The 13,248-nt window shown below is 43.2% G+C and carries 11 protein-coding genes; 9 read left to right on the forward strand and 2 right to left on the reverse strand.

Going from position 1 to position 13,248, the window contains the following annotated elements; translation table 11 throughout:
• The first annotated feature begins 128 nt into the window (after positions 1-128).
• Together JMA39_RS12235 and JMA39_RS12240 are read left to right on the forward strand one after the other, a co-directional pair.
• Positions 129-1,901: a DUF885 domain-containing protein gene (locus tag JMA39_RS12235; RefSeq protein ID WP_202722142.1), complete on the forward strand. Its 1,773-nt coding sequence runs from the start codon at positions 129-131 to the stop codon at positions 1,899-1,901.
• A gap of 148 nt (positions 1,902-2,049) precedes the next feature.
• Positions 2,050-2,733: a response regulator transcription factor gene (locus tag JMA39_RS12240; RefSeq protein WP_202722143.1), complete on the forward strand. Its 684-nt coding sequence runs from the start codon at positions 2,050-2,052 to the stop codon at positions 2,731-2,733.
• Between the two features lie 77 nt (positions 2,734-2,810).
• On the opposite strand, the gene ald is transcribed toward JMA39_RS12240, so the two are convergent.
• Positions 2,811-3,926: an alanine dehydrogenase gene (gene ald, locus JMA39_RS12245; protein WP_202722144.1), complete on the reverse strand. Its 1,116-nt coding sequence runs from the start codon at positions 3,924-3,926 to the stop codon at positions 2,811-2,813.
• A gap of 180 nt (positions 3,927-4,106) precedes the next feature.
• Here ald and lrp point away from each other — a divergent pair, with 180 nt between their 5' ends.
• From lrp to JMA39_RS12280, 7 genes are all read left to right on the forward strand, one after another.
• Positions 4,107-4,610, forward strand: coding sequence for a leucine-responsive transcriptional regulator Lrp (gene lrp / locus JMA39_RS12250; protein WP_202722145.1), 504 nt, complete (start codon positions 4,107-4,109; stop codon positions 4,608-4,610).
• Positions 4,611-4,798: 188 nt separating this feature from the next.
• Positions 4,799-7,372: a DNA translocase FtsK gene (locus JMA39_RS21420; protein WP_202722146.1), complete on the forward strand. Its 2,574-nt coding sequence runs from the start codon at positions 4,799-4,801 to the stop codon at positions 7,370-7,372.
• A 68-nt stretch (positions 7,373-7,440) separates the two neighbouring features.
• Positions 7,441-8,067 (forward strand): outer membrane lipoprotein chaperone LolA, encoded by a 627-nt coding sequence (gene lolA, locus JMA39_RS12260; protein ID WP_202722147.1) that lies wholly within the window; start codon positions 7,441-7,443, stop codon positions 8,065-8,067.
• Positions 8,068-8,076: 9 nt separating this feature from the next.
• Positions 8,077-9,408, forward strand: coding sequence for a replication-associated recombination protein A (locus tag JMA39_RS12265; protein ID WP_202722148.1), 1,332 nt, complete (start codon positions 8,077-8,079; stop codon positions 9,406-9,408).
• Entirely contained in the window at positions 9,401-9,775 is a 375-nt protein-coding gene (gene crcB / locus JMA39_RS12270) for a fluoride efflux transporter CrcB (RefSeq protein WP_202722149.1), read from the forward strand. Before JMA39_RS12265 ends, crcB begins: the two co-directional genes overlap by 8 nt.
• 18 nt (positions 9,776-9,793) lie before the next feature.
• Positions 9,794-11,080 carry a serine--tRNA ligase gene (gene serS, locus JMA39_RS12275; RefSeq protein WP_202722150.1) on the forward strand — a complete coding sequence of 429 codons (1,287 nt, stop codon included), beginning with the start codon at positions 9,794-9,796 and terminating at the stop codon, positions 11,078-11,080.
• Between the two features lie 268 nt (positions 11,081-11,348).
• Entirely contained in the window at positions 11,349-12,542 is a 1,194-nt protein-coding gene (locus JMA39_RS12280; RefSeq protein ID WP_202722151.1) for an amino acid aminotransferase, read from the forward strand.
• A gap of 201 nt (positions 12,543-12,743) precedes the next feature.
• On the opposite strand, the gene JMA39_RS12285 is transcribed toward JMA39_RS12280, so the two are convergent.
• Positions 12,744-13,247: an HPP family protein gene (locus tag JMA39_RS12285; protein WP_202722152.1), complete on the reverse strand. Its 504-nt coding sequence runs from the start codon at positions 13,245-13,247 to the stop codon at positions 12,744-12,746.
• Position 13,248 lies beyond the last annotated feature (1 nt).

A 13,248-nucleotide genomic window follows, 5' to 3' on the forward strand; every position in this document is an offset into this window, starting at 1 on the left:
TTGACTCTTTGTGTAACAAAACTTGTTATATTTTGTCTAGTTACTGAAAAAAAGAGCAGAACATGATTTACTGAGGCGTTAAAAAAAAGTGGCATAGACCATGAACTAACAAATTAAGGGACGAAATCATGAAAAGAGCCATGCTGCCATTGGCAATAGCACTTTCTTTGGCGAGCTTAACGGCCTGCCAAAGTCAGCAAACAGTTGAACCCGTTGCCGCAGAGATCACCGATCAGAATGTGGCATTTTCCCAATTTAGTACTAACTTCATCGATGCCTTGTGGTTGGAATCACCAACTTGGGCGTTGTACAGTGGCTTTCATAAATATGACGGCATATTAAAAGTGCCTAATGCAGAGACTCGCCAAGCGAGTTTAGCTTTTGTTGAAGCTCAACAGGCACTGTTAACGAAGTTTGACACTCAGTTGATGACACCTGCGTTGCTTACCGATTATCGTCTTATCGAAAATTTGCTGGCTGAAATGAAGTGGGACATCGAGACCTTTAAATCGTGGCAGTGGGATCCATCCCGTTATAATGTGTCTGGCGGTTTTGCACAGATCATTAATGAAGACTTCGCTCCATTGAGTGAGCGTCTGCGTTCTGTAACGGCTAGAATGGAAAATGTACCCGCCTATTATGCCGCTGCACGGGATAACATTAAGAATCCAACTCTTGAGCATACTCAGCTTGCCATCATGCAGAATCAGGGCGCATTTTCGGTTTTCTCAAAGGACTTACTCGATCAAGCGATAAAATCGGATTTAACCAATGAAGAGAAGGCGCTGTTTGCTACTCGCTTCAATAAGGTGACTATTGCTATCAACGAGCATATCGCCTGGTTAAAAGCCTTAGAGTCCAAGCTTGCGACGCAGGGGGCAAAAAGTTTCCGCATTGGGGCAGATCTTTATGAGCAAAAGTTTGCCTACGACATTCAAGCTGGTATGTCAGGTAAGGCGCTTTATGAGAAAGCGGTAGCAGACAAAAATCGGGTTCAAGCCGAAATGGCAAAGATAACCGCCAAAATTTGGGACAAATACTTCGACACACCAAAACCAAAAGACGATAAAGTTGCAATTAAACAGTTAATCGATAAGTTGTCGGCTAAGCATGTTAAGCGTGAAGACTTTGTAGATGAGGTGCGGGCACAGATCCCAGAGCTTGTCACTTTTGTTAATGAGAAAAACCTCGTTACTCTGGATCCGAATAAGCCTTTAGTTGTGCGTGAGACGCCTGCTTATATGCGAGGTTATGCTGGTGCTTCTATTAGTGCACCGGGACCATATGAAAAATCAGGCAATACTTATTACAATGTCACACCTCTAGATGGTATGAGTGAAGAGTCTGCTGAGAGCTACCTTAGGGAATATAACCACTGGATCTTGCAGGTACTCAATATCCATGAAGCGATTCCTGGTCATTACACACAACTTGTTTATTCAAATGAGTCACCAAGCTTGATTAAGAGTTTATTTGGTAATGGCGCTATGGTAGAAGGCTGGGCTGTATACACCGAACGGATGATGCTTGAAGAGGGCTATGGTAATTTCGAACCCGAGATGTGGCTGATGTACTATAAATGGAATCTTCGGGTGATCTGCAACACGATTCTTGATTACAGTATTCAAGTTAACGGTATGACCGAGTCGCAAGCGTTAGATTTGATGATGAATGAAGCTTTTCAGCAACAAGCCGAGGCTGAGGGTAAGTGGCGCCGAGCAACATTGAGTCAAGTGCAGCTGACTAGCTACTATTCAGGTTATCGTGAGATCTATGATTTTAGAGAAGAGTATAAGGCGTTAAAGGGCGATAATTTCAATCTGAGAGCCTTCCATGAAGAGTTTTTAAGTTATGGCAGTGCTCCAGTTAAATATATTAGAGAGTTGATGTTAAGTAAGTAAAACGCACTGTTATCTAAAAGCCAGTTACGACAAAGTAACTGGCTTTTTTATTTGGAGTCTTAAAAATGTGCAAGTTAATACAAGCACTAGCAAAATAGACTTCTTTGCTGTAATCTAAATGGGAACTATTCGTATTACGTGGTGGGTAATGAAACAGATTTTACTGGTGGATGCGGATTCTACCATTAGAGGAGCACTACAACAGGCGCTTGTTGATGAAGGCTATCATGTTGCAGTGGAAGATTGTGCCGAACAGGTACTATTAAACAAAACGTTTGTATCGGCAGAGCTAATATTATTAACGCTAGATATGAGTGATACCAGTGCACTAGAGCGTTTTTCTTTACTTGAGATAAATACGCCGATAATTGTGATCTCACCATCTGATGCCGAGGAAGATAGGATAAGGGCTTACGAGCTTGGTGCAGACGATTTTATAGCACAACCATTTAATCAGCGTGAGCTATTAGTTCGAATTCAAGCATTAATTCGAAGAGTCGGTAAGACGAGCTGTAAAACTGGTGTCGATTTAGGCTTGGCTGATAAAATTACTTTTGATGATAATCAATTTATCGTCTCGATTTCTAAAATATCGGTGGCCTTAACTCAGACTGAGTTTAGCCTATTTAAATATTTGTTTGAACGAAAAGGTGAGGTTGTGACGAAGCAGGAGTTGCAGCGGCGTATATTGCATAAGGAACTGGGGCAGTTTGATCGTAATCTCGATATGCATATCAGTAATACAAGGCGAAAGTTAGCGGCTAACGAGTTACCTAAGAGCTTAATTAATACAGTAAGAGGTAAAGGTTACAGCATTTCTGCTCTTGCTTAATCTTGATTGGGTTTTTCACAAAAATGAATAAGCACAAAAAAAGGGAACCCTTGGTTCCCTTTTTGATATGGCAGAATTTATTTAAGCAAAATCATTGGATCAACAAATTCAAAATTAAGTGCTTCGGCCACTTCTTCGCATGTAATCTTACCGTGCATTACATTCAAGCCATTAAGTAGATGCTTATCTTGAAGTAAGGCTTCACGATAGCCCAGTTCTGCAAGCTTGATGATGTATGGCAAGGTTGCATTGTTAAGTGCAAATGTAGAGGTACGCGCTACGGCACCTGGCATGTTAGCAACACAATAATGTACAACATCGTCGACGATATAGGTTGGATCTTGGTGAGTCGTCGCATGAGATGTTTCAATACAGCCACCCTGATCGATAGCAACATCGACAATTGCAGAGCCGGGCTTCATGCGTTTGATATGATCTTTGGTAACAAGCTTAGGTGCAGCGGCACCTGGGACTAATACACCACCGATCACAAGATCTGCTTCTAGTACATGCTTCTCAATTGCGTCAGCAGTTGAGTAAATGGCTTTGACCTTATTATCGAACTGAGCATTCAAACGGCGTAGTGCATCGATGCTTCGATCTAAAATTACAACGTCAGCGCCAAGGCCTACAGCCATCTGGGCAGCATTTGTCCCGACCATACCGCCACCGATAATAACCACTTTAGCGGGTTCTACGCCTGGAACGCCACCCAGTAGCATACCGCGCCCGCCCATAGACTTTTCAAGGGCCATAGCACCTGCTTGAATTGACATACGGCCTGCAACTTCAGACATAGGTGCGAGTAGTGGGAGGGTTCCACGGTCATCGGTTACAGTTTCGTAGGCGATACAGACCGAGCCGCTTTTTACTAGGTCTTCTGTTTGAGGGAGGTCTGGAGCAAGATGAAGGTAGGTAAATAGCAGTTGGTCTTCACGTAACATCGCACGTTCAACGGCTTGAGGTTCTTTCACTTTTACAATCATTTCAGATTGCGCAAAGACTTCTGCAGCTGTTTCGAGTATTTTGGCACCAACGTCGATATAATCTTGATTAGAAAAACCAATGCCTGAGCCAGCATTTGTCTCAATAAAAACCTCATGACCACGTAGGGTCAATTCACGTACACTCGATGGAACCATGCCAACACGATATTCGTGGTTTTTGATTTCTTTTGGAACGCCTATAATCATCTTCGAGCCTCAAATTCGCATAAAAACCCATTTTGTATGGGTGTAATTGTTATTTTGTCTTGCCTGAACGTGAATGTTTCAGGGAAATCTAGTATAGTATTCATTCTGCAGTTTATGCTGCTGAAGATTGTGTAAAACTAGCAAATAATATCGTTGTCGTTGCCAACCAGGGTTATAAATATGGTTAATAATAAAAAGAGTCCTATAAAAGACTTAGATCGTATAGATAGAAATATTCTTAACGAACTACAGATTGATGGCCGAATTTCAAACGTAGAGCTATCAAAGCGTGTGGGACTGAGTCCAACGCCTTGCCTTGAAAGGGTAAAAAGGCTGGAAAAACAAGGCTACATCAAGGGCTACACGGCACTTGTAAACCCTCATTATTTGGGCGCATCGCTACTTGTTTTCGTTGAAATCACATTAAACCGAGATACAGCAGAAGTATTTGATAAATTTAATAAAGCTGTTCAATTGCTCGATGATATTCAAGAATGTCATTTAGTCTCTGGTGATTTCGACTACCTATTGAAGACGCGAGTGTCAGATATGTCTGCTTATCGTCGCTTGTTGGGTGAAACGCTCCTCAAACTTCCTGCTGTTTCAGATACTCGTACTTATGTAGTAATGGAAGAGGTTAAACAAACAAATCGTGTCGCTATCAACACTGTGTCCGATCTTTAGTCCTGTGTTTTAGTCGAAAAGGAGCCTAAGTGGCTCCTTTTTTTATACAAAATACAAAATGATACAAAATGATGCAAATTCGTAAAGTGCATAATTATGCAGGGGTGTGCAAAAGTTGCAAACGCTGCATAAACTCTTAATTTCTGGTATCTTGTAGCTAATTAACGTTTTTTTAGTGTAGGTTTCCATTGTCTAAGGGAAATAGTGTCAAAACGCTTTCAGGCGTACAACGACTACTAGAAGGTAGTCTCATTATCTGTTGCATGCTAGCAACATACGTTTTAATCGCTTTAAGTAGTTTTCATTCCTCCGACCCAGGCTGGAGTCAGGCCAATTTTGGTGGGGAAATTAACAACTTAACTGGTGCCGTTGGTGCATGGTTGGCCGACGTCTTATTTTATTTCTTCGGGTATTGCGCCTATATAATTCCTATCATAATCGCTCTAACTGGGTGGTTACTCTTTAAACGTACCCATAAATTACTCGAAATAGACTACTTTTCAGTCGGTTTGCGCTTGATAGGCTTTCTGCTTATCGTCCTTAGTCTCGCGGCACTGTCGAGTATGAATGCCAATGGGATTTACGGTTTTTCGGCTGGCGGTGTGGCAGGTGATGTGATTGGCCAAGCTATGTTGCCTTACTTTAATAAGCTCGGGACAACATTGTTGTTACTCTGTTTTGTCTGCGCTGGTTTCACTCTGCTTACAGGGATCAGCTGGTTAACTGTTATCGATTTAACGGGTTTTGCAACCATATGGTTATTGAAGGCACTAAGAGATTTACCCAACCGATTTAAGCCTGAATTGGGCGATACAGAAGACACTCGCGGTTTCTTGTCTGTGGTTGAGCGCTTTAAAGAGCGCCGAAATAAGGTTGAAGACCAAGACCAAGACCAAGACCAAGACCAAGATTTAGAAACGGATTACGATGATGGCATTTATGAAGAAGAGCCTTTACACCAAAGCTCGGCAGATAATAAGGTGCAAGCTAAAGTTGAACTAGCCACGTCTAGGGTTGAACCTAAGATAATCGAACCGTCATTGGATATGACTCAAGTTGCGGACTCCATTGTAGCAGAGCCGAATTTTGAAGCGCCTTGGGTGAATGATGTGACTGATGAAGTTGAATCTATCGATTTTGATAAGACTGCATCAGTTGGCTTAGATAATACGATTAAGCGCAAAGAAGCGGAAAAGGCTAAAGTCGTCGACGGAATCGTGGTTTTGCCTGGCCAAGAAACTGAGCAAGCACGTGCACCAATGGCACCGTTACCTTGTATCTCTTTGTTAGACGTACCAAATCGTAAAGCTAATCCAATTAGTCAAGAAGAGCTTGAACAGATTGGTAAATTGGTCGAAGTAAAGTTGGCCGACTTTAATATTACGGCCAATGTTGTGGGTGTATACCCAGGCCCTGTCGTCACTCGTTTTGAACTTGAACTGGCGCCGGGTGTAAAGGCATCTAAGATCACTAATTTATCGAAAGATTTGGCTCGCTCTCTTTTAGCTGAAAACGTGCGAGTCGTTGAGGTGATCCCTGGTAAGGCTTATGTCGGTTTAGAGCTACCAAACAAGTTCCGCGAAACTGTGTTTATGCGCGATGTACTCGATTGTGAAGACTTCAGAGATAACCCATCACACCTTAGCATGGTGCTTGGAGCTGATATTGGCGGTAAGCCTGTTATTGTTGATTTAGGTAAGATGCCGCATCTTCTGGTGGCCGGTACCACAGGTTCAGGTAAGTCTGTTGGTGTTAACGTGATGATTACCAGCTTGCTGTATAAATCAGGTCCAGATGATGTTCGTTTCATCATGATCGACCCTAAAATGCTTGAGTTGTCAGTGTATGAAGGGATCCCGCATCTTCTTTGTGAAGTGGTAACCGATATGAAGGAAGCCGCTAACGCACTGCGATGGTGTGTCGGTGAGATGGAGCGCCGTTATAAGCTGATGTCAGCGTTAGGGGTGAGAAACCTAAAGGGTTACAACGCTAAAATCAAAGAAGCTAAAGAATCCGGAGCCCCCATCTATGATCCACTTTGGAAAGCATCAGACAGTATGGATCCTGAAGCGCCGGAGTTAGATAAATTACCTTCTATTGTTGTTGTAGTTGATGAGTTTGCCGACATGATGATGATTGTAGGTAAAAAAGTGGAAGAGCTGATCGCCCGTATTGCGCAAAAGGCGCGAGCCGCGGGTATTCACTTAATCTTAGCAACGCAAAGACCCTCGGTGGATGTGATAACAGGCTTGATTAAAGCAAACATTCCAACCCGTATGGCGTTCCAAGTGTCGTCACGAATAGACTCTAGAACCATTTTAGATCAACAAGGAGCTGAAACCTTACTCGGTATGGGTGACATGCTTTATCTGCCTCCAGGTACTAGCGTCCCAGTGCGCGTTCACGGCGCCTTTATTGACGATCATGAAGTGCATAAAGTGGTTGCCGATTGGCATGCCCGTGGTAAGCCTCAATATATCGATGAGATTTTACAGGGCTCTGCCGAAGGAGAGCAGGTTCTGCTGCCAGGCGAGGCCAGTGATAGTGAAGAAGAGATGGATGCATTGTACGATGAAGCGGTGGCCTTTGTGACGCAAACTCGTCGGGGCTCAATTTCGAGCGTGCAACGTAAGTTCAAAATCGGTTATAACCGTGCTGCACGTATTATTGAGCAGATGGAACTTCAAGGCGTCGTCAGTGCCCAAGGACATAACGGTAATCGAGAAGTGTTAGCGCCGCCACCGCCAAAAGATTACGTCTAACATCAATAAAAGAACACTAAAGAGATTCTGTGTTAAGCCTCAGCCGAGGCTTTTCCTTGGAGAGAAAAATGAAAAAGATATTCACAATCGTGGCACTTAGCTTGCCTTTGTTTACCCATTTCCCAGCATTTGCAGATGCATCCAAAGAGCTAAAAATAAAGCTAACCGATATCAACACCCTAAAAGCTAACTTTAATCAAACTGTGACTGACATTAACGATAAAGTCATTCAAACAGGTGAGGGCGTGTTTGCACTGTCTCACCCGAATCAGTTTTATTGGCATTTGACCGCCCCTGATGAGTCATTAATTGTTGCCGATGGTACGGATGTCTGGATCTATAACCCATTTGCAGAGGAGGTCTCTGTTATGGATATCAATCAGGCGATTAATGCCTCTCCCATCGCATTATTAGTACACTCAGACGATGCGACTTGGGCGCAATATAATGTTGTTAATGATGGTGAGTGTTTTGAAATTAGCCCTAAAGATAAAGACAGTGGCGTATCAGAAGTGGAAGTTTGCTTTAATCAGCATAAACTGACTAAGATGGTTTTAAAAGATCAGCAGGGTAATATCAGTGACTTCACGCTGACCAATCAGAGTTCGATAGCTGAAAATGATAAGCAACTATTTAAGTTTATTGTCCCCGATGATGTCGATATTGATGATCAGCGTTTAAATTCGCCTAATTAAGAGAAGTTTGTGTCTAGTTTCAGTTTTGATTTTGCTCCAGACTTTCGTCCTTTAGCCGCAAGAATGAGGCCGGAAGCAATAGAGCAGTATATTGGTCAATCCCATCTGCTTGGAGAAGGGCAACCTCTGCGCCAAGCACTTGAGGCCGGTCGTGCACACTCTATGATGTTTTGGGGGCCGCCAGGTACAGGCAAAACCACATTAGCTGAGTTAGTTGCGCGTTATGCAAATGCACATGTTGAGCGTATTTCGGCAGTGACTTCGGGTGTAAAAGAGATCCGCAGTGCAATTGAACACGCAAAAAATGTGGCGCAATCCCGTGGACAGCGCACCCTGTTATTTGTCGATGAGGTGCACCGTTTTAATAAGAGCCAGCAAGATGCTTTTCTTCCGTTTATTGAAGACGGAACCGTTATTTTTATTGGCGCAACCACAGAAAATCCCTCTTTTGAGATAAATAACGCTTTACTATCTAGAGCTCGGGTTTACGTGATTAAACCGTTAGAGCCGCAAGAGATAGAGCTGATCGTACAGCAAGCACTGGAAGATGAGGAGCGTGGCTTAGGCAAACGTAAGCTTGTTATGCCTGCAGAGGTTTCGTTAAAGCTAGCGCAAACCTGTGATGGAGATGCCCGTAAGGCGTTAAACCTAATTGAGCTGATGAGTGACATGCTTAAAGATGGTGATGCCTTTACTGAGGAGATGATCGTTCAAGTTGCGGGCCAGCAACTTGCTGGTTTCGATAAGAACGGCGATCAGTATTACGATCTTATTTCGGCGGTTCATAAGTCAATTCGTGGCTCTGCGCCCGATGCGGCCCTTTATTGGTATTGTCGAATGCTCGAAGGGGGATGCGATCCTCTCTACGTTGCTCGTCGATTGTTAGCTATCGCATCAGAAGATATTGGTAATGCGGACCCTATGGCAATGACTGTCGCCGTTAATGCTTGGGAGTGTTTTCACCGAGTGGGCCCATCGGAAGGTGAGCGAGCAATAGCACAAGCTGTGTTGTATCTTGCTAGCGCCCCTAAAAGCAATGCAGTTTATACTGCATTTGCGAGAGCCAGGCAGCTTGCTAGAGAAACAGGGAACGAGCCAGTTCCAAAGCACCTATGTAATGCGCCAACAAAATTGATGCAAGAGATAGGTAATGGTGAAGGCTACCGTTACGCACACGATGAACCCAATGCTTATGCTAGTGGTGAAAAGTATATGCCACAATCCTTAGTCGAACAGCAGTTTTATTATCCAACAGAGCGTGGATTTGAAAAACGAATTAAAGATAAGCTGACTCAGCTGAGGCAGTTGGATGAACTAAGTATGGTGAAAAGATATGAATAATGTTCTATTTGTGGCCTTAGGTGGCTCAATTGGTGCGGTTTTTCGTTATCTTATCTCATTATTGATGCTTCAGGTATTTGGTAGTGGATTTCCTTTTGGTACACTGGTCGTCAATATTTTAGGTTCGTTTCTAATGGGTGTTATTTTTGCACTCGGTCAAGTAAGCGAACTTAGCCCTGAGATTAAGGCGTTTATTGGGGTTGGCATGTTAGGGGCCCTAACCACGTTTTCTACTTTTTCCAATGAAACTCTGCTGTTGATGCAAGAGGGGGAGTTGGTAAAAGCCGTATTGAATGTTGTTGTTAACGTCGGCGTTTGTATTTTCGTCGTTTATCTAGGACAGCAATTGGTGTTTTCTCGTTTTTAACTAGTAAGATAATAAAATATGTTAGATCAAAAATTTTTACGCAGTGAATTAGAAGTGACCGCCGAGCGCCTAGCGACTCGTGGATTTATTTTAGATGTTGAGCGTCTAAGCAAGCTTGAAGAAAGTCGTAAGTCGCTACAAGTTGCGACCGAAGAGCTACAGGCATCACGCAATGCTATCTCTAAGTCAATTGGTCAAGCCAAAGCGAAAGGCGAAGATGTTGCACCTATCATGGCTCAAGTGGGTTCGTTAGGCGCAGACCTTGATGCTAAGAAGGCTGAGCTTTCTGCGTTGTTAGAGGAACTGAATGCTATCGCAATGAGCGTACCTAACTTGCCTGATGAGTCTGTACCAACCGGTGCCGATGAATCTGAAAACGTTGAAGTACGTCGTTGGGGAACACCAAAAGAGTTCGATTTCGATGTAAAAGACCATGTTGAGCTTGGCGAAAATGTTAATGGTTTAGACTTTAAAAATGCCGTTAAGATCACCGGTTCTCGTTTTATCGTGATGAAAGGGCAGATCGCTCGCATGCACCGCGCTCTAGCTCAGTTCATGTTAGATCTGCACACTACCGAGCACGGTTATACCGAAGCCTACGTCCCATTATTGGTTAACGAAGATAGTTTGTTAGGCACAGGCCAGCTACCTAAGTTTGGTGAAGATCTATTCCATACTAAGCCAGCTACAGAAGAAGGTCAGGGTCTAAGCCTTATTCCAACAGCAGAAGTGCCACTAACTAACCTAGTTCGTGACACTATCGTTGAAGAAGACGAGCTACCAATTAAACTAACCGCGCATACACCGTGTTTCAGAAGTGAAGCTGGCTCGTATGGCCGCGATACACGTGGTTTGATCCGCCAGCATCAGTTCGATAAAGTTGAAATGGTTCAGCTCGTTAAGCCTGAAGATTCAATGCAGGCTTTAGAAGAGCTGACTGGTCATGCTGAGGTTGTACTACAGAAGTTAGGTCTACCATACCGTACAGTTGTGCTATGTACAGGTGATATGGGCTTTGGCTCGGCTAAAACCTACGATATCGAAGTTTGGTTACCTGCTCAAAATACTTATCGTGAGATCTCATCTTGCAGTAACATGCAAGACTTCCAAGCGCGCCGTATGCAAGCACGTTACAAGGGTAAGGCTGATAAGAAGCCAAGCCTTCTGCATACCTTAAACGGTTCTGGTTTAGCTGTGGGGCGTACCTTGGTTGCTGTAATTGAAAACTACCAGAATGCCGACGGTTCTATCACGGTTCCAGAAGCACTGCGTAGCTATATGGGCGGTCTAGAAAAAATCGGTTAATCGATTGTTCGCTCATAGAAAGCCTTCACTTCGGTGAAGGCTTTTTTATTTTAACAAAGATAAATAATCACGAATTTTATTGATTATATGATTATTAATATTCGTCGATGTTATTGATGAATATTTATATATATCAGCACTAAACTGATAAAAATAACGCTATCACTCAAAATTTGCTAATAGTCGTAAATCTCTCTTTCTCATAAATAGCTTCAATGTTATAAATACAGGCGAAAACCCTACACTTCTAATATTTAGGAAAGCCATAATGATATTTTCCCAGGTTGAACTGGCCGCAGCAGATCCGATTTTAGGCTTAACAGATGCATTTAAAGCTGATGTTCGCGATAACAAAGTGAACTTGGGCGTAGGCATATATAAAGATGAATCAGGCCAGACACCTATTCTCAAGTCTGTAAAATTTGCAGAAGAGAAGTTATTAGCTACTGAAAGCAGCAAGAGCTACCTAGGCATGGAAGGCGTTCAAGCTTACAACCGCGTTGTACAAACATTGCTGTTTGGTCGTGAGCATACAGTAGTCACTGAACAGCGTGCATTGACTGCTCAGGCACCAGGCGGAACTGGTTCACTAAGAATTGCGGCAGAATTCCTAGTTCGTCACACCAACTCAAAGAAAATTTGGATCAGCAACCCAACATGGGCGAATCATCATAATATTTTCAGCACTGCAGGATTAGAGATTGCAGAGTACCGTTATTACAAAGCTGAAACTCATGGTTTAGACTTCGATGCAATGCTTAGCGATCTACAAACAGCAGAAGCTGGTGATCTTGTATTACTACACGGCTGCTGTCATAACCCAACAGGTATCGATTTAGATAACGCACAATGGCAACGAGTTGCACAGCTTTGTTTAGAGAAGCAATTAGTCCCGCTATTTGACTTTGCCTATCAAGGTTTTGGTGCTGGCGTAGAGGAAGATGCCCAAGGGTTACGTATCGTTGCAAGTACGGTTCCAGAGCTTATCGTTGCTAACTCATTCTCGAAGAACTTTGGCCTTTATAACGAGCGTATCGGTGCTGTCACGGTTGTTGCATCTAATAGCGAAGAAGCGGTCAATGCATTCAGCCAGATCAAGAGTACTATTCGTGCATCATATTCAAATCCGCCAGCACATGGCGCACTAATTGTAAGCACTATCTTAGAGGATGAGACGCTGAAGCAGCTTTGGCATGACGAGTTAAGAGAGATGCGTGAGCGTATCGCCGAAATGCGCATACTGTTTGTTAAGTCACTAAAAGCTGCAGGGGTTGAGCAAGACTTTGAGTTCATCTCTCGTCAGAACGGCATGTTCAGTTTCTCAGGCTTAAGCAAAGAGCAGGTAAATCGTCTAAGAGATGAGTTTGCTGTCTATATTGTTGGCTCTGGTCGTATTAGCGTAGCGGGTATGACTAAAAGCAATATACCCGTTATCTGTGAGGCAATTGCTAAGGTTGTTTAATCTGCGACGACCTGAGCAACATCGCTGATGTATAAGTTCAGTCTTGTTTAAACTTAAATGCGCGTTAGTAAAATACTACGCGCATTTTTTATGTCAAAAAGCTTGTTACATGAGCATAGAGTTAATTATTGCACCGCTTGTTATATTGCAACCTTGTTCATCGCAACAATGGATACCTTTAACTGCTTATACTGATTGGTATTACTCCTTCTTTTCTGAATAGGGATATATATGCCCAGGAATTAATCTATGGTAGAGCACCGCTAATGCCACAATTGCTAAGGTGCCGATTAAGATGGGATGAAGTAAGAAGGTCCAACTAGTGTGGGCACCAAGCATAATAAGCAGCGGGTTTCCCCCGGCAGGTGGATGAGTGACATCAAAAAGTAACATGAAAAATAGTCCAAACCCTACAGCTAGTCCAAGTGTTAATGAGGTTACCGGCAGGTAGTTAATGAAAATGAGCCCAACGGTGGCGGTAATTAGATGCCCAAATATGACATTTTTTGGTTGTGCTAATGGGCTTCGGTGTACACCAAATATTAGTACCATAGTTGCCCCAAATGGAGCGATTAAAACATAAGGTGAGTCCATCCCTGTATCGATTGCAGCAAGAGTCCATATACAAAGTGTTGCGCCAAGTGCTGAAACCGACGCGGTGACGAGTCGATTCTCTTTAAAGAGAGCAAGGATAGAAGTTTTCATA

It is taken from the genome of Shewanella schlegeliana (genome assembly GCF_016765635.1).
Lineage (GTDB): Bacteria > Pseudomonadota > Gammaproteobacteria > Enterobacterales > Shewanellaceae > Shewanella > Shewanella schlegeliana.

Excerpts from the sequence above, each read along its gene's own strand:
- lrp (WP_202722145.1), top strand. The coding sequence starts at position 4,107 with ATGGTTAATAATAAAAAGAGTCCTATAAAAGACTTAGATCGTATAGAT.
- lolA (WP_202722147.1), top strand. The coding sequence starts at position 7,441 with ATGAAAAAGATATTCACAATCGTGGCACTTAGCTTGCCTTTGTTTACC.
- crcB (WP_202722149.1), top strand. The coding sequence starts at position 9,401 with ATGAATAATGTTCTATTTGTGGCCTTAGGTGGCTCAATTGGTGCGGTT.
- JMA39_RS12285 (WP_202722152.1), bottom strand. The coding sequence starts at position 13,247 with ATGAAAACTTCTATCCTTGCTCTCTTTAAAGAGAATCGACTCGTCACC.
- serS (WP_202722150.1), top strand. The coding sequence starts at position 9,794 with ATGTTAGATCAAAAATTTTTACGCAGTGAATTAGAAGTGACCGCCGAG.
- JMA39_RS12235 (WP_202722142.1), top strand. The coding sequence starts at position 129 with ATGAAAAGAGCCATGCTGCCATTGGCAATAGCACTTTCTTTGGCGAGC.
- ald (WP_202722144.1), bottom strand. The coding sequence starts at position 3,926 with ATGATTATAGGCGTTCCAAAAGAAATCAAAAACCACGAATATCGTGTT.
- JMA39_RS12280 (WP_202722151.1), top strand. The coding sequence starts at position 11,349 with ATGATATTTTCCCAGGTTGAACTGGCCGCAGCAGATCCGATTTTAGGC.
- JMA39_RS12240 (WP_202722143.1), top strand. The coding sequence starts at position 2,050 with ATGAAACAGATTTTACTGGTGGATGCGGATTCTACCATTAGAGGAGCA.